Below are 15166 nucleotides of genomic sequence, written 5' to 3'. Positions count from 1 at the left end.
AGCCGGGATGGGCGACACATACGCCAAACCGAATTTCGGTAAAGTGGAATATTTTGCGGAATGGGGTTGACGGGAGGGCGGGTGTTTTGCCCGACGGCTCTGACCCGACTCCTTCCGCGAAATGAGCGGACTCGGGACGCGATTTCAACGCGTCGGCGGCATCAGCGCACGCAGGATACCCGGCTTCCAGGCCTGGCGCGCACTGTCGAACGCCGCGAAGTCGTGATCGAACTGCCAGTAGGCCCATGACCAGCCGAGCCTGTCGGCGCTTCTCGCCACGAATGACAAATATCTCTGCCGGCTGTCGGATGGCGCACGCTCGTATACTCCGAACTCGCCGACATAGACCGGGCGCTGCTCTTTCTCCGCCCAGAGGCTCATCTTCCTGAAATCGGCGGCAGCTTTCGCTTCATCCTCCGGGCTGCCCCAATTCAGGGGCCCGATCCGCGAAAACGTCGGAGACCACGGCGCGCCCTGATGGGTGAACCGTATCGGCGCGTAATAATGAAACGTGACGATGAGATGCCTGTCGTCGACCGGCAGAACCAGCTCGTCGACAGGGATCTCGTCGGTGTTGAGAACGGCGGCGATCACCGGCCGTTCGGGATTGGTGCGGCGGATGATGCCGAGACATTCGTTGAGGAGCGAATTCCAGCTGGCGGAGCTCATTTCTCCACCAGGCTCGTTCAAGACCTCGAAGACGAGTGCCGGATATTTGCCGGCATAGCGCTCGGCGATCTGCCGCCAGAACGCCTTGAGCTTCTCGGCGCATTCGGAAACATCGCGCTGGCAAAGGTGGGTGTCGTGCTCGTCGACGATGGGAACGAGCTTCCTCGCGAGAACCTCCTCGATGACGGCGTCAAGCCGCCTCAGGACGATCTCGTCCAGGAGATTCCCCGGCCCCATGAACTTGAAGCCGAAGAAATTAATCCTGACATGCGTGAACCCGGCCTTCTTGATTGCGGTTAAATTGTCCAGGCGAAATGGCGCGTTTTGGCCGCCTTCCCAGATTCCATCGTAGCCGAGAATGTTGATACCGCGCCCCAGTTTTGGCGTGTCACGGGAGGCGGCCTGCTCGGCTCCCTGGGCGTGGGAGGACAGCGATGCAAGGAAAACCACCATAGCCGCAAGTTTGACGCTTCTCGGCCAACGAGCGCGCATGGCGGTCATACTGTTTCCATTCCTAAAGCCCCGAATTCCGTCGGTCGCACCGGCCTGCACGTCGCAAAGAAAAAGCCCACCAGGAGCACCGATGTGAACATCGTCGAACGAAGGAACGTCGTCTCCGTAAAATTGGTCTGAAAGCTGAGGACGACAAATCCGATGATGAGGGCACAATGCGATCGGTCGATCGTGCGAGCGGAAATCAGATGGAGGATCTTGTGCGAGAACAGGAGGACGCTCGCGGCAAAGAGCGTATACCCCAGAAATCCGGTTTCCATCAGGATGGCGATGTAGCCGCTATGATAATTGTCGAGCACCCAGCCGTGGTTCTGTTCGAAATAGTCATAGATCGACGGGACCGTCCAGAAGCCGTTGATGCCGAAGCCGAGCAGCGGCGCATCGTTGAAATGACTTATCGCGTAGTGCCAGATGAAGGTCCGCTCGGTGAAATCGATACTGGAATCGCCGATATGGATGGCGTCGTATCCCGTCGCGTAGAAATACAGGATCAGAATGCCGGCCAGAACGCACATGACGAACGGCAGGAGCGCATAGAGCCTCATGCAGCCGACCGACCACATCGAGGTCACGAGCATGGCGCAGGCGGCCAGAGCGACAGCGCCGGCGCCGCGCGATTCCGACGCGAAGACACAGGTTGATGCCAGCAGGAACACGGCGAGGAAAGCCAGCCACCCCTGCCCCGTCATCTTTCGATAGCAGGCCAAGAACATCAGATACGCGCCGACGAAGCCGAGCGTCTGCTTCGATTCGTAGACGCCCTGCCATTGACCGTTGTGCATCCAACTGTGATCGATCCCGATGTCGGGCACGGCCACCGCACAGACAGCCGACGCGGCGACCAATATGAAGAGCCCAAAGGCCGTGGCTTTCACGATTTCGTCCAGGTCGACGCGCGTGACGAGGCAAAATGCACCGAACGTCGTCATCGCAAGCGCCGCGCTCTTCATGATCGCCGCGACGCTCAGGCTAGACCAGAACACCGAGACAATTGCGAAGGCGTAGAATGCGACCAGCGCCGCCATATCGGGGTTGACCTGCAACCGCAGGCGCGGCTGCACGAATGCACTTGCGTAGATCAGGACAGCCCACATCAGAAGGGCTATGGCCTGTTGCAGAAAGCTCAGCTCCGCCGGCAGTAGCGCGGCGTTGAAGATGCCCATCGATGCGACCACGTTGATGGTGATCGAACAGGTGATCGCGAACCTGGCTATCTTCTCGACGCCAACGCTGCGCGTCGTCCAGATCGCGCTCCCGGGTGCTCCGGAATCCACCTCGGTCTGCAGGCTGGCCATGAGATGACCTTCCTTAAGCGCGGTTAATAATTTGCTAGCGCAGGTCGATCTCCATCGCTGCGACGCGACGCCGTTGCGAAATTAACGTTTTGTTAACGATATGAGCCTTGCGCGACGCATTAATGCAAACTGCACGCCGCCGGTGTCTCGCCCGTAACGACCCTGCTATAAAGCGCAGGTCCGGCTCGACCGTCCCGAGCTATCCGGTTTCCCTGGTATCATGAACAGACCTAGCAGCACGTTCAACATCGCCATCGAGCAGGGATTCGACTTCCTGTCGCCTGATTACGCGGAGCTGTTTGACAACTCGGCCGCCACCGCGTTCCAGCATCCGCTCTGGCTCGACACCCTCTACACCCGGCTCGCGTCTCATGCAGGCGCAACGCCTCTGGTTGTCGTGGTCCGCCACCGCGCGACGGGCGCCCTTGCGATGGTGCTGCCCTTGCTGCGGATCCGGCGCGGCCCGATACGGACCATCGAATTCGCAGACCTCCGCGCCTCCGACTACCTGGCGCCGGTGTGCAGCCCGCAGGTATTTTCCGAGCTGCTCAAGGACGAGAGTGCGTGCGCGGAAATCAGGTACCTCGTCCGCCCGTTCGATCTGCTCCGAATGACCAAGCTGCCGGACGGACGGCTTCCGATCGAGAACCTCCTGGCTACGCCCCGCCGTGTCGCGATGGAGTCCAATGCCTACGCGACCGTCCTTGTCGCGCCGTTCGAGCAATGGCGCGCCAGCGCGATCGACCGTTCCTACCAGAAGGAGCTCGCAAAGAAGTCCCGGCAGCTCCAGAAGAAGGGCGATCTGAGTTTTTCATGCTGCGGCGACAGCGCCTCCGTGATCGAGGCGCTAGACGTGATGCGCAAATTCCGCGGTCCGCGCTTTCAGGCGCAAGGCGACGGAGATCTGCTCCAGCGCTCCGAATATTACGGCTTCTATTCCGAGATGGCGCAGCGCGGCCTCGGCTCCTTTGTCCGGCTCTATGCCATGAAGATGGATGGCGAGGTGATCGCCGCCGTGCTCGGGCTCTGCCATCAAGGCAGCTTCCTCGTCATCATGAGCGCCTTCGACATTGCGGGATACAAGAGCCAGTCCCTGGGCGCGCTGATGTTCGAGCAGGTCGCGAAGGACTGCATCGAGCGCGGGGATCAGATGCTCGATTTCACTATCGGTGACGAGCCCTACAAGAAATTGTTCGGCGCGCAGCCCTCGCCGATGTGGGCGGTCACGCAGGCCGGCAGCACCGTGGGCGCCATTTCCTTGTTCGCACTGAAACAGGCTCCCTGGCTCAAACTGGCCGCCAAGCGAATGTCGGAGTTCAGGCTTCTGCCGACGCGGACGTCAACGCCCACGCGCTGACCGGCGCGAGGCCCCCCGACGATACAACGGCTCTCAGGCGCGTAGCGCGCTTCGAACATGCGAGAGCCAGCCTGGCCGCATTTGATCGACCCGGTGGGTGATCGTGCGTCGCAGGAAGTGCAGCCGCCGCCGCACGTCCCAGCCGATATCGTTGCGGGACGTCAGGGCCTGCCGGAAGCGCGCCATCTTCAGCGACTGCTGGTCAGCCGCGATCTTGTCAGGGTCGGAATAGAATTCCGAAATCTTCTCCTGGCTCATGCCCTCGGTCACCAGCCAACGCGGCGCATATTCAGTGCAGAGGCGGTCGACGTCGACCAGCAGGCGGGCAACGCCCGTACCCGCGGCCGGGCAATTGGTCTGGAAGGCATCGCCGATGAGCACGACGCCGGGCTGGAGATGCCCTTCCACGACGGACAGGTCCATCACCCAATTCTGCACCCGGTCGATCACGTGGAAATCGCCGAGGTAAGGCCGCAATCCCGGCAGCAGGCGCAACACCGTCGCTTCCGGTTCGCGGCGCAGCTCGCGCATAACAGGATCGGCCGGGTCGCGGAACATGAAGAGATTTGCCCGCATGCCGGCCCGCACGGGAAACAGGCTGAGATAATCGATGCCGTCCGCCGTGCGCTCGCCGTAACAGGTTAGCGCCTCGAAATCGAACGGCACATCGTCCCGGCGCGCGATCGTGAAGCCAAACGTGACCGAATGGCGCTCGGCCAGCACCCGCCGCTTGATACCGAGCTTGTAGCCGAGAACGCCCGCCATGCCCGTGGCCAGCACGACAAGGCGCGCTGTCATGCGCCTTCCGGACGCGAGCTCGATATGCTGGATATCTCCGCTACAGTTGACGGCCGTGACCTCGTCGACGATCAGGCTGGACGGATCGGGCAGTTGACTGCGCGCCATGGCGACGAGATCGGCATACGGAAGTCCGTAAGCCCGTCCGACGCTGACATCGACCACCTTGCCGTCCCTGATATTGAGCACCTGATCATATCGGCAGGCCACCTTGTCGAGCGCGTCGAGGAAGCCCAGCTTACGCAACATCTCCAGCTGGTGGCCGCCGATTTTCTCGACCCGGAACTCGTCTGGATGGACCGCGCGCTTGTCGACGAGAGCGACACGATGCCCTGCCCGCGCGAGCACGGCCGCCGCGAGCGAGCCCGCGAGGCCGCCGCCCACGATCGCGATGTCGGCGCCGATCGTCGGCGGGCCGGCTTCGGCAATCGGCTCCGTCACGTTGCTATCCGCCGTCATGGTCCAGGCTCCCACGGTCAACGATGATTGCCCGTGCAATTCTCTCGCCTGATGTCGCATCGCAGGACCAAACGCGATCATTTCTCGATATCTCGGTTAATGCAGCGGAGACCTGCCCGGCACGCTGAGAACCGGCACGCGCCTTGCTCGGGATGGCCCATTCCCGGCGAGCCGGTCCGCATTCCAGCGGCTCATCTCGCCTCATCGGCCATCGATGCGGCGCTATGCCGCCACGCGATCAGGCCGCAGTTTGCTCTATCTGGGACAATGGGGTCAGCGATGTTCCATAGTGAAGCAACAGACATGGCCGCGACATCGCGTCGGTCGGCTGGATCATGGAGGCCGCTCATTAACACTCGTGGTTTTTCGCCATGCTAGGCTGTCGCAAGTAATCGGAAAGTGTCTCTTCAAGGAAAGTTGCCTCTTAAATTTCCATGATCGAATCCATCGTCCAGTTCATGCGGCGCGACGTGACGCGCGGTGTTGCCGGAACCATCCTTCTCAAGGTTGGTAGCGGCGCGCTTGCGTTCGCGTTGTTCTCGCTTGCGGCACGAACGATGTCGCCCGATGGGTTCGGCATCTTTGCGACCTGGCTTTCGGTGGCCCAGATGGCAGCGGTCGTCGGTCTGGTCGGCCAGGAATCGCTGCTCGTGCGATTTCTGAACGAGTATCGGGTGGGAAATCAGCCCGATCTCACCAAAGGCGTGCTGCTATCGAGCCTGAAGATTTCCTCCGTCGCGATGCTGATCGCGATCGGCGCAATGGCGATCGGCGCGAACATCAAGGGCGCCTCGTGGCTGCTGGTCATCGCGGTGTCGGCCTACACGGCCGTGAATGCGGGACTGATGCTTGGCAGCCAGATCGCACGCTCGCTGGTTAGCATTCTCATGGGGGAAGGAAACAGGGAGTTCTTCTGGCGCGTCAGCGTCGTGCTGTTCCTGCTCGCAATCATGTGCGGCCATCGCCAGCTCGATCCCGCCGAATTGATCGCCGTGATGACGATTGCCATGTCGGTCGGACTGATTGCACAGATCATCGCGATTGCGCGAACCCTGCCGGATTTTCGCGGCACGGCGGTGGGGTCCGAGACGTCGCGCTGGAGATCGAGCGCGCTTCATTTCTGGGTCGCGTCCATCCTCGAAGCAGCGAACCAGTATTTCGACGTCATCCTGGTCTATTGGATGCTGGACCCGACAACCGCCGGAATTTACTTTGCCGCTTCGCGCCTGGCCAACATCTTCGCCATGCTGTCGGCCGCACTGTACAGTTTTGGCGCACGTCGGCTCCCCTCGCTGTACTTCAGCAAGAACCACCAGGAATTCGAGCGAACGTTGCGGCTCATGGCGGAAGTGACCGCCGTGTGCGTGGTCAGCGGACTTCTCCTGATCTGGGTTGGAGGTCCCCATCTGCTCAACCTGTTCGGGCCGCATTTCGCTGCGCAGCACTGGGTCCTGATCGTGCTCGCGATCGGAACGGCGTTCCAGGCGGCGGGCGGTCCTTCTGCGGCGATCTTGCAGCTGACCGGCTATGAGCGCGAGTATGTCCCCGTGATTGCCGGAAACGTAGCGCTGCGGCTGGTCGGATTTCTCGTCCTCATTCCCTGGCTCGGCGTTCTTGGCGCAGCGATCTCGGCCACTGTGTCGCTGGCGCTCGCGACCATCGCTCTCAACATCCTCTGTCGCCGGCGAACCGGGGTCGATCCTTCGATTTTGGGACTTCTGCGCTTCTCGCCATCGAAGCCTGGCGCCTACGCGGTCCGTGGCGCGGACTCCGGCGAATAGATCTCTGGTCAGCCGAGGCAATGGCGCGGCTCGGCAATCCGTTGCCGGGTGGCGTCAACCAGCCAGCCCCAGCACTTCGCCGCGACGCGACGCCGACGGGCCGGCCGGCACACGATTGACGACGATGCCGGTCGGCACGCCGGCAAACCGGGAGAGCGCAGCGATCGCCCTGCGCATGGCGGCCGAGTCGACCGCGTCTTCGCGCGCGACCAGCATGACAAGATCGGCGTGAGCAGCCAGCGCCGCCGCCTCCGGCTGCAACGCCAGGGAGGTGGCGTGGACGACGATCAGATCGAACTCCGAGCGAATATCGTCCGCGGGCTGTGGCTGGGGCTTCTTGCTGGCGCTCAGAAGCTCATCGACGCTGCGGAAATCTGCAGTGGTCATGCCTTCGGCCTGGCCCTTGGCAAGGCCGGCCCCGGCACCGCCGAGGTCCGGCTCGACCCGGATCAGGACGCTCAGCCTCCCAGTGTTCACAGCCCATCGATTCAGCGACCGCGCGACGGTGTTGCCGCCGGCCCGCTTCCCGACCGACATCACGAGGACGACCTTGCCACGAGGTCCCGGCACCTTCTCCAGCCGATCCAGCAGCGGACGCAGATGGGGACCGAGATCGAGTTCGGTCGTCACGGACACCGGACCTTGCCAGATGTTTCTGGGGACTTCGCCAGGCGTCAGGTCGGGAATGCGGGCCCACACCGGCGGACGTGACCAGGTCGCGGGCTGGCGCGGAGCCGACTCGGGGTCGCGGCTATCAGGAACGGATTTGTCCGATCCGCGTCCCGTGGCGGCAACGACCGCCGTCGATGTCAGCAGCGAACCGATCGCGAGAGCGGCGAGCAACAAAGACAGCGGTGGAAGGGTCGAGCGCAGCGGCGGAATGGCGGACGACGCAATCTTGGTCTGGGAGCTCTGCAAGAGGCGCTGCTCGTTCGTCGTCTTGGAGCGCGAGAGGAACTGCTCGTAGATGTTTCTGTTGGCCTCGGCGTCGCGCTGCAGCTCCTGGAGGCGGACCAGAGCCTGACCGTCGACCAGAAGCTGCGATTCCGCCGCCTTCATCTGGCCTTCCAGCGCCTTCTGCTGCTCGCGCTGGGCCTCGTATTCCGATTTTGCGGTATCGATGCCCTTCGTCCGCTCGACCTCGATCTGCCTGTTGAGATCGGTCAACTGGCTGTACGACATGACGAGGTCGGGATGACGATCGCCGAACACCGCCCGCTTCTGCGCAATCTGGTCATTGAGCGCCGACCGCTGTGCGCGCAGGGCGCTCAGCAGATCCTGCTTGACGGGGCTATCGACATTCGCCTTCACGTCGCGCTGTGCCTGCTCGTAGCGGGCCTTCGCCTCTTCGGTCCGGGCCCGCGCAGCGGCAACCTGCTGCGACAGTTCAGTGACCCGCAATTGCTGGGTGGTGGAATCCTTGCCCGCGTTGACGATCCTGTGCTCGAGCTTGAACGTGGCCACGGCGTCCTCTGACGCCTTCAACCGTTCGTTCAATGATTTGAGCCGGCCACTGAGCCAGTCGGCGGCCTCGTCGGTCGCATCGGTGCGGCTGCGGCCCTGGCTGGCGACGAACGCCTCGGCGATGGCATTGGCGTAGTAGGCCGCCCGCTCCGGCCGGTTCGAGGTGAAGCGGATGGCGATGACATAGGTCAGCCCGCGACGGGAAATGTCGAGGCGGTTGCGGAATCTCTCGAGCAGGCGCGCGGGGTCGCTATGCCCCCCGGAAATGTCCTGGTCATCCCGAATCTTGAGCTGCTCGATCAGCGGCTCGAGAAAGCCGTCGGACTTCGCCACTTCGACCAGGCTTTGCAGCGCGGCGCTGTCCTGCCCGATGCCCGGCAGAACGTCCTGCTCCGAGGTTACGCGTTGCTCGCGGGGATCGACCACGACCAGCGCGGTCGCGGCAAACCGAACCGGGATCACCAAGAGAACGACGACGCCAAGGCCAAAAATCGCGAGCGCGAGCGTCAGGATGCGGCGAGCGTTGTCCCGCATGAAGGAGAGCGCGCCCGCGGCCGTGAGCGCACCGCCCAAGCGCGCGGCGGGCTCGCGCGACTCGCCGCTCGACGCATTTTGAGTCTGCCACGACGCGGCAACACCGGTCGATCCGGAGCTTGTCGGGTCTGCGCGGCGACCGAACGTCATGGATTTTACTCGGATTCAACTGGCGAACACTGTTCAGTGCCTGCTCCAACGTAAATATCTATGGTTAATCCGCGGTTACCCGCGCCTGGCGCGGTCATGACCAATTGGTTAACGCGCTCGCTTCACTTCGTCCGGAACCAGCGGAATTCCTTCGCGAACCGTGCCCTTGCGGCAGGGCGCACATTAACTCCGTTTATTGCTAATCGGTGTCCGCGCGAGGCCTCCGTGGTAAGCACGGAGTTAAGAATGCGAAAAATTCGTTTCTCTAATGGGTCGGGATCCGTGCTCCATTACCAGCCAAACAAGGCGTTGGGCGAGACCACTGCGACAGCACTCGCGCCACCCAACGGTGGCGGACGAAAGCTGCACGTGCTTCTCGTACAGACCCAGGCGGAGAACGCGGGTGCGCAGGAGATCTCGCGCCTGCTTGGCGCCGGGCTGACCGCCCGCGGCTATCGCGTCACCAATCTGTTCTTCTTCCGCAAGTCGGATTCGTTCGATGAGCCGCCCGACACCATCTATTGCGCGTCGAGCCGGCCGGGAAATCCGCTGGCGCTGCTGCAAATGCTGTGGACGCTCGGCGGCCATCTCAGGGCCACCAGGCCCGACGCCGTTCTGACCTTTCAGCACTTCGGCAATGTCATCGGCGCCGGTGTGGCGCGCCTGATCTGCCACGTGCCTGTCATCGCCAATCAGGTTTCATCCGCGCTGTCGATGAGCTGGCCGGTCCGCACCGCCGACATCGTCATGGGCAGCCTCGGCTTCTTCGACCGCATCACGCTCAACTCGCAGGACATGCAGCGCGAGTATTCGCGCTACCCCAAAGCTTATCGCGCGCGCATGGTGCACGTGCCGCACGGCTTCGACGACAAGGCGCTCACCCTGACGAAGCAAGCTGCGCGACAGAAATTCAATCTGCCGCCGGAAAGCACCCTGCTCGGCTGCGCAGCAAGATTGCACCCGCACAAGCGGCTCGACGCGGCGATACGGCTGCTGCCGGATCAACCCTCCTGGCACCTCGCACTGGCCGGCCAGGGAGCCGACGAGGCTCGGCTGCGGCAGTTGGCGGACGAGCTGAGAGTATCGGACAGACTGCATCTGCTCGGCGAAATCACCCCGCGCCAGATGGCGGAGTTTCTCGCCGCTCTCGACGTGTTCGTATTTCCGACGCAGGCGGAGACCTTCGGCCTCGCCGCTGTGGAGGCCGCAAACGCCGGCGTTCCCTCGGTCGTCACCGATCTCCCGGTCTTGCGCGAGGTCTTGTCCGTCGAGGGAAAGCCGACAGCGCTGTTCGTCGATGCCGCCGATCATACCAAGCTGTCGGCCGCGGTCTCCAGGCTCCTGACGGACCAAAAACTGAGCGACGAACTGCGGCAAAACGCCAAGGGCCTGAAGCTGCGCTATTCAGTGGACGCCATGGTGGAGGAATACGTTCGAATTCTCGGCCAGGTCATCTGATCGGGACGCATTGAAACGGATCGGCTCGACATGACCATCGAGTTTCGCTGTGAAATTGAGTATGCGCGGCAGTGGATGGGCCGCGACATGCTGTCGATCGACGGCCGGGATGTACCGGTCCAGATCGCATGGACCGCAACGGCGGAGCCGCGGCCGACCGGTCTCGACATGCTGTTCGAGCTCGAACGTTTGGTGTTGCACAAGGGCAAGCACAGCGGCGCCAACAGGCTGAAGATCAGTCCCGAACGAATGCAGGCTCGCGCCGGCACGGCAGACGTCATCGTCGATTTCACCGGTGGCGCGCGGGATCCGAACTGCTCCGCCCGGCAGTATCTCCGCCCGCTGTTCAATGGAGTCGCAGGCGAAAACGCAGCTCTTGCCGCCATTCTCGCCGGCGATCTGCCGGTGATCGAAATCGTCGACGAGGTCGACGGTGCCGTCCTCGATCGCGGCCACCCCTCCGCCGAAGTCGCGGCCGGTCTGAGCGGCGGATTGGAAACCGTCATGGCGCGAACCCTGACCATGGTGGCGGCCATCCTGTCGGGACGGCCGCGCATCGTGCCGCTGATGGCACGACCCGCCCGAATTGGTAACGGCCGCCCGCCGGCGGCGTACGTTGCGCGCGGCCTAGCGACATCGATTGCCAAGGAGATCTATCGCCTCTGCTGCTATGCCCCGCACTGGCATGTCGGATGGCGCTTCAATGATGGCGCCGGCGTCTGGCAGACCGGAAATCTGTCGGGGTCCCGCTGGAACGTCCTTGCCGATCCCGGAAACCACTTCTACGCCGATCCTTTCCCCATCACCTGGCAGGGGCGAACATTCGTCTTCTTTGAAGACCTCGATCACCGGGTTGGAAAAGGAATCATTTCGGCAATCGAGTTCGACGATGCCGGTCCCGTCGGAGAGGTTGTGCCCGTGCTGAACGAGCCTTGGCACCTCTCCTATCCGTTCTTGATCGAGGACGATGGCGCGTTGTGGATGATCCCGGAGAGCTCGACCAATGGGGATGTCGCCATCTACAAATGCGTTCGGTTTCCGGACAAATGGGAGCGGCATGCGACGCTGCTTTCGGGCGTCGAGCTGGCCGATGCCACGATCACGCGGCACAACGGTCTGAACTATCTGTTCGGGGCTTGGCGCGACGGCTCCGGCGGCTATTCGGATTCGCTGGCGATCTATTACGCCGAGCACCTCATGGGCCCGTGGTTGCCGCATGCCAGCAACCCCGTGCTGATCGATCGCGCTACCACGCGGCCTGCGGGGAATTTCGTCACCATCAATGACAAATTGTGGCGCCCGGTCCAGGACTGTGCCGGCGGATACGGGGCAGCGCTTGCCCTGGCGGAAATCATCGAACTCTCGCCGACGACGTTCAAGCAGATCATCCGCCACTCTCTTCGGCCAGGGCCAGCATGGCCCGGCAGGAAGTTGCACACCTTGAACCGCTGCGGCCGCCTCGAGGTGATCGACGGATCGCGTGTCCAACCCAAGACCCGCGCCCTCACGAGCAAATTGCCATCGGGCGTCTTGTCGCCGCGGACCAGTCCCTCTACCGCCAGCTAGCGCGGATGGCTGAACAGGTCGGTCGTGGCGTCGTCGACGGCGATATCGACCAGCGCGGGACCGCTCGATGCCAACGCTTCGGTCAAGATGGCGTCGACGTCGCCGACATCGGTCACGCGCTGCCCCGGACAACCCATTCCCCTTGCGAGCGCCACGAAGTCGAGCCCGGGCAGGTCGATCCCGGGCGGGCGGTGCGCCTGCATCAGCTCGCTGAAGGCGCGCATCGCGCCATAGCCTGAATTGTTCATGATCACGAAGGTGATCGGCAAGCGGCGTTGCACCGCGGTCCAGATCGCCTGGATGCAATACATCGCCGATCCGTCACCGATCAAGGCGACGATGCGGCGACCCGGCCGCGCCAGCGCCACGCCGACGGAGGCCGGCAGGCTGTAACCAAGTCCCCCGCTCGCCATCGTGTAGAAGCTGTCCGCGCCCGGCCGAGGCAGGAATTGCTGAATGGCGGGGCGATGCGACGGCGCCTCCTCGACCACGATCGCATCGCCCGGCATCAACGCCGAGAGACGGGCGAGCGCATAGCCTGGCGGAATCGGATTTTGCCCGGCAGGAGCGGCAGGCCGCAACCGCGCGGCCGGCACTTCGCGCTCCGCGATGTCAGGCATCGCCGACAGCAGCCCAGCCAGCGCCTTCGGGAGCGTGCTGATGATGGTGTCACCGACAGAAGCGGATGCGGCTTCTGTCGGATCATCCGTGATCTGCCATACCGACGTTCCGTCGTCGAGCAATTCGCATTGTCCTTCGACATGGAAAGTAAACACCGGCGCGCCGACCACGACGATCAGATCGGCGCCGCGCAGGGCGCGGGCGAGACCTCCCGGCGCTGCCGGAAGGAAGCCGGCGAACAGCGGATGCAATTCCGGAAAGCTCGAACGGCTCGACATCGGACTTGCCCAAACGGCCGCGCTCGCCTGCTCGGCCACAGCGACCATCGCCTCGACGCAGCCGCTGCGATCGATTTCGGGTCCGACAACGAAGATAGGTCTCTTGGCGGCGCGGATCGCCGCGCCGAGCCGGACGATCGCCGCCGGATCCGGCGCAAATTCCGTCGCGATGTGGCGGACCGGCGGAGCAGCTGCGGGCCGCGCCCAATCATCCGACGGGACCGACACGAACGTCGGACCGCGCGGATGCTGCATGGCAGTGAGGAAGGCCTGCGCAATCGCCGCTGGAACATCTTCGGCGCGCGCCGGTTCAGCGCTCCATTTCACATAGGGCTTTGGAAATTGTGCGGCGTCCTCGGCGAAGAGATAGGGTCGCATCCGCAACAGGCTGCGCGCCTGCTGCCCGGCTGTCACGACCATCGGCGTCTTGTTGCGGAACGCGGTGAAGAGATTGCCGAGGGCATGACCGAGCCCGGCCGCCGAGTGCAAATTGACGAAAGCCGGACGCCCCGTCGCCTGCGCATAGCCGTCGGCCATGCCGACGACACAGGCTTCCTGCAGACCGAGCATGTAGTCGATGTCGTCGGGCCAGTCGCCCAGGAAGGCAAGCTCGGTCGAGCCGGGATTGCCGAAAACGCGATCGACGCCAAAGGAGCGAAGCACACCGAGGGTCGCTTCCCGAACCGTGAGAACTTTCGAATTCATGAATGGACGTCCTGGTGAGCTTCGCTTGCGGCGCGGTTAGAAGGGATAGTGCTGCGGCTGCGTCTCGATGGTAATCCAGCGCAGATCGGTGAACTCGGCGATGCCGGCCTGGCCGCCGAAGCGGCCGTAGCCCGATCCCTTCACGCCGCCGAACGGCATCTGCGCCTCGTCATGCACGGTCGGGCCGTTGACGTGGCAGATGCCGCTTTCGATCTGCTGCGCCACCGTCAGTGCACGCGCGACGTCGCGGCCGAACACGGCAGCCGAAAGGCCATACTCCGTGTCGTTGGCGAGCCGCACGGCCTCGTCCACGCCACGCGCGCGGACCACCGAGACGACGGGACCAAAGCTCTCCTCGGTGTAGATGCGCATGCCGGGTACCACGCGATCGAGCACGATGGCCGGGACGACTGTGCCAATCCGGTCCCCGCCCGCGAGCTTGACGGCCCCTTTGGCGATCGCGTCGTCGATCAGTGCAACGACATGCTTGGCCGGCGCCTCGTCGATCATCGAGCCGACCACCACCGGACCGTGGCGCGGGTCGCCGGCCGGAAGCGCAGCCGTTTTCTTCGCAAGCTTCTCGACAAAGGCGGCCGCCACCGCCTCGTCGACGATCACCCGCTCGGTCGACATGCAAACCTGGCCCTGATTGATGAAGGCGCCGAACGCGACCGCCGCGACGGCGGCATCGAGGTCGGCATCGTCGAGCACGATCAGCGGCGCCTTGCCGCCAAGCTCGAGCAGCGCCGGCTTGAGGTGGCGACCGGCGAGTTCGGCGATGACTCGACCGACCCGGGTCGAGCCGGTAAAATTGACCCGCCGCACGGCAGGATTGGCGATGAGGCGCTCGACCAGAGCGGGCGCGTCGGCCGGTGCGTTGGTCAGGACATTCACGACGCCGGGCGGAAAGCTTGCGTCCTTGAAAACCTCGCCGATCAACCGGTGTGTTCCCGGGCAGATCTCGGACGCCTTGAGCACGACCGTATTGCCGCAGGCGAGCGCCGTCGCCACGGCGCGAACGCCGAGAATGATCGGCGCGTTCCACGGCGCGATGCCGAGGCAGACGCCGGCTGGCTGGCGAACGGACATGGCGAGACATCCCGGCTTGTCCGACGGGATCACCTCGCCCGCGATCTGCGTGGTGAGCGACGCTGCTTCGCGCAGCATGCCGGTCGCGAGCTTGACGTTGAAGGCCGACCAGATCTCTGTCGTGCCGATCTCGGCCATCATGATTCGGACGAAGGCGTCGCGCTTGGCCTCAAGCGCATCTGCGGCCTTCAGCAACAGGGCTCGCCTCGCATTCGGGCCAAGTGCCGACCATCCTGGCAATGCGGCAGAAGCCGCCGCCACTGCGGCGTCGGCATCGGAAGCCGTGGCAGCGGCCGCGCGGCTTGCGACCTCCTGCGACAGCGGATTGCGCCGCTCGAACACCTTGCCGCTGGAAGCGGCCTGATCCTGCCCGTTGACGAGAAGACTGACGTCCATGAAAATCTCCCTGGTGTTGATGATGGCGCTCGG

The 15166-nt window shown here is 63.6% G+C and carries 11 protein-coding genes; 5 read left to right on the top strand and 6 right to left on the bottom strand.

Translation table 11 applies throughout. From position 1 onward, the window contains the following. Positions 1–144 precede the first annotated feature (144 nt). Positions 145–1170 (bottom strand): glycoside hydrolase family 5 protein, encoded by a 1026-nt coding sequence (locus tag IVB47_RS33345; protein WP_247467884.1) that lies wholly within the window; start codon positions 1168–1170, stop codon positions 145–147. Continuing rightward, positions 1167–2396, bottom strand: a complete 1230-nt coding sequence (locus tag IVB47_RS33340) for an O-antigen ligase family protein (protein WP_346730828.1) — start codon at positions 2394–2396, stop codon at positions 1167–1169. Before IVB47_RS33340 ends, IVB47_RS33345 begins: the two co-directional genes overlap by 4 nt. On the opposite strand from IVB47_RS33340, the gene IVB47_RS33335 reads away from it, so the two are divergent. Then, positions 2338–2484 (top strand): hypothetical protein, encoded by a 147-nt coding sequence (locus IVB47_RS33335; protein WP_247433336.1) that lies wholly within the window; start codon positions 2338–2340, stop codon positions 2482–2484. The two genes, IVB47_RS33340 and IVB47_RS33335, sit on opposite strands and share 59 nt — an antisense overlap. Positions 2485–2697: 213 nt before the next feature. Beyond that, the gene (locus IVB47_RS33330; RefSeq protein ID WP_247467878.1) at positions 2698–3834 is read left to right on the top strand and encodes a GNAT family N-acetyltransferase; all 1137 of its coding nucleotides are present in this window, start codon (positions 2698–2700) and stop codon (positions 3832–3834) included. Between the two features lie 33 nt (positions 3835–3867). On the opposite strand, the gene IVB47_RS33325 is transcribed toward IVB47_RS33330, so the two are convergent. Continuing rightward, the gene (locus tag IVB47_RS33325; protein ID WP_027569286.1) at positions 3868–5091 is read right to left on the bottom strand and encodes an NAD(P)/FAD-dependent oxidoreductase; all 1224 of its coding nucleotides are present in this window, start codon (positions 5089–5091) and stop codon (positions 3868–3870) included. A gap of 434 nt (positions 5092–5525) precedes the next feature. On the opposite strand from IVB47_RS33325, the gene IVB47_RS33320 reads away from it, so the two are divergent. Further along, positions 5526–6872, top strand: coding sequence for a polysaccharide biosynthesis C-terminal domain-containing protein (locus IVB47_RS33320; protein ID WP_247467875.1), 1347 nt, complete (start codon positions 5526–5528; stop codon positions 6870–6872). A 54-nt stretch (positions 6873–6926) separates the two neighbouring features. Here the strand turns inward: IVB47_RS33320 and IVB47_RS33315 are convergent, their stop codons facing one another. Then, positions 6927–9020 (bottom strand): GumC family protein, encoded by a 2094-nt coding sequence (locus tag IVB47_RS33315; RefSeq protein ID WP_247467872.1) that lies wholly within the window; start codon positions 9018–9020, stop codon positions 6927–6929. 282 nt (positions 9021–9302) lie between these two features. Between IVB47_RS33315 and IVB47_RS33310 the strand changes: the two genes are divergently transcribed. Both IVB47_RS33310 and IVB47_RS33305 read left to right on the top strand, forming a co-directional pair. Beyond that, positions 9303–10478, top strand: coding sequence for a glycosyltransferase family 4 protein (locus IVB47_RS33310; RefSeq protein WP_247468180.1), 1176 nt, complete (start codon positions 9303–9305; stop codon positions 10476–10478). 30 nt (positions 10479–10508) lie between these two features. Further along, the gene (locus IVB47_RS33305; RefSeq protein WP_247467869.1) at positions 10509–12044 is read left to right on the top strand and encodes a hypothetical protein; all 1536 of its coding nucleotides are present in this window, start codon (positions 10509–10511) and stop codon (positions 12042–12044) included. On the opposite strand, the gene mdlC is transcribed toward IVB47_RS33305, so the two are convergent. Further along, complete coding sequence (gene mdlC / locus IVB47_RS33300; RefSeq protein ID WP_247467866.1) at positions 12041–13648, bottom strand: benzoylformate decarboxylase; 1608 nt, start codon at positions 13646–13648, stop codon at positions 12041–12043. The two genes, IVB47_RS33305 and mdlC, sit on opposite strands and share 4 nt — an antisense overlap. Positions 13649–13684: 36 nt before the next feature. After that, positions 13685–15133: an aldehyde dehydrogenase gene (locus IVB47_RS33295; RefSeq protein ID WP_247467862.1), complete on the bottom strand. Its 1449-nt coding sequence runs from the start codon at positions 15131–15133 to the stop codon at positions 13685–13687. Between the last annotated feature and the right edge of the window lie 33 nt (positions 15134–15166).

Origin of the sequence: Bradyrhizobium sp. 62, from assembly GCF_023073035.1 — a bacterium.
Classification (GTDB): Bacteria; Pseudomonadota; Alphaproteobacteria; order Rhizobiales; family Xanthobacteraceae; genus Bradyrhizobium.
The sequence above is the reverse complement of the archived record's forward strand: the minus strand, read 5'-3'. Positions and strand labels throughout refer to the sequence as shown.

Excerpts from the sequence above, each read along its gene's own strand:
- mdlC (WP_247467866.1), bottom strand. The coding sequence starts at position 13,648 with ATGAATTCGAAAGTTCTCACGGTTCGGGAAGCGACCCTCGGTGTGCTT.
- IVB47_RS33345 (WP_247467884.1), bottom strand. The coding sequence starts at position 1,170 with ATGACCGCCATGCGCGCTCGTTGGCCGAGAAGCGTCAAACTTGCGGCT.
- IVB47_RS33320 (WP_247467875.1), top strand. The coding sequence starts at position 5,526 with ATGATCGAATCCATCGTCCAGTTCATGCGGCGCGACGTGACGCGCGGT.
- IVB47_RS33295 (WP_247467862.1), bottom strand. The coding sequence starts at position 15,133 with ATGGACGTCAGTCTTCTCGTCAACGGGCAGGATCAGGCCGCTTCCAGC.
- IVB47_RS33330 (WP_247467878.1), top strand. The coding sequence starts at position 2,698 with ATGAACAGACCTAGCAGCACGTTCAACATCGCCATCGAGCAGGGATTC.
- IVB47_RS33325 (WP_027569286.1), bottom strand. The coding sequence starts at position 5,091 with ATGACGGCGGATAGCAACGTGACGGAGCCGATTGCCGAAGCCGGCCCG.
- IVB47_RS33335 (WP_247433336.1), top strand. The coding sequence starts at position 2,338 with ATGCCCATCGATGCGACCACGTTGATGGTGATCGAACAGGTGATCGCG.
- IVB47_RS33305 (WP_247467869.1), top strand. The coding sequence starts at position 10,509 with ATGACCATCGAGTTTCGCTGTGAAATTGAGTATGCGCGGCAGTGGATG.
- IVB47_RS33315 (WP_247467872.1), bottom strand. The coding sequence starts at position 9,020 with ATGACGTTCGGTCGCCGCGCAGACCCGACAAGCTCCGGATCGACCGGT.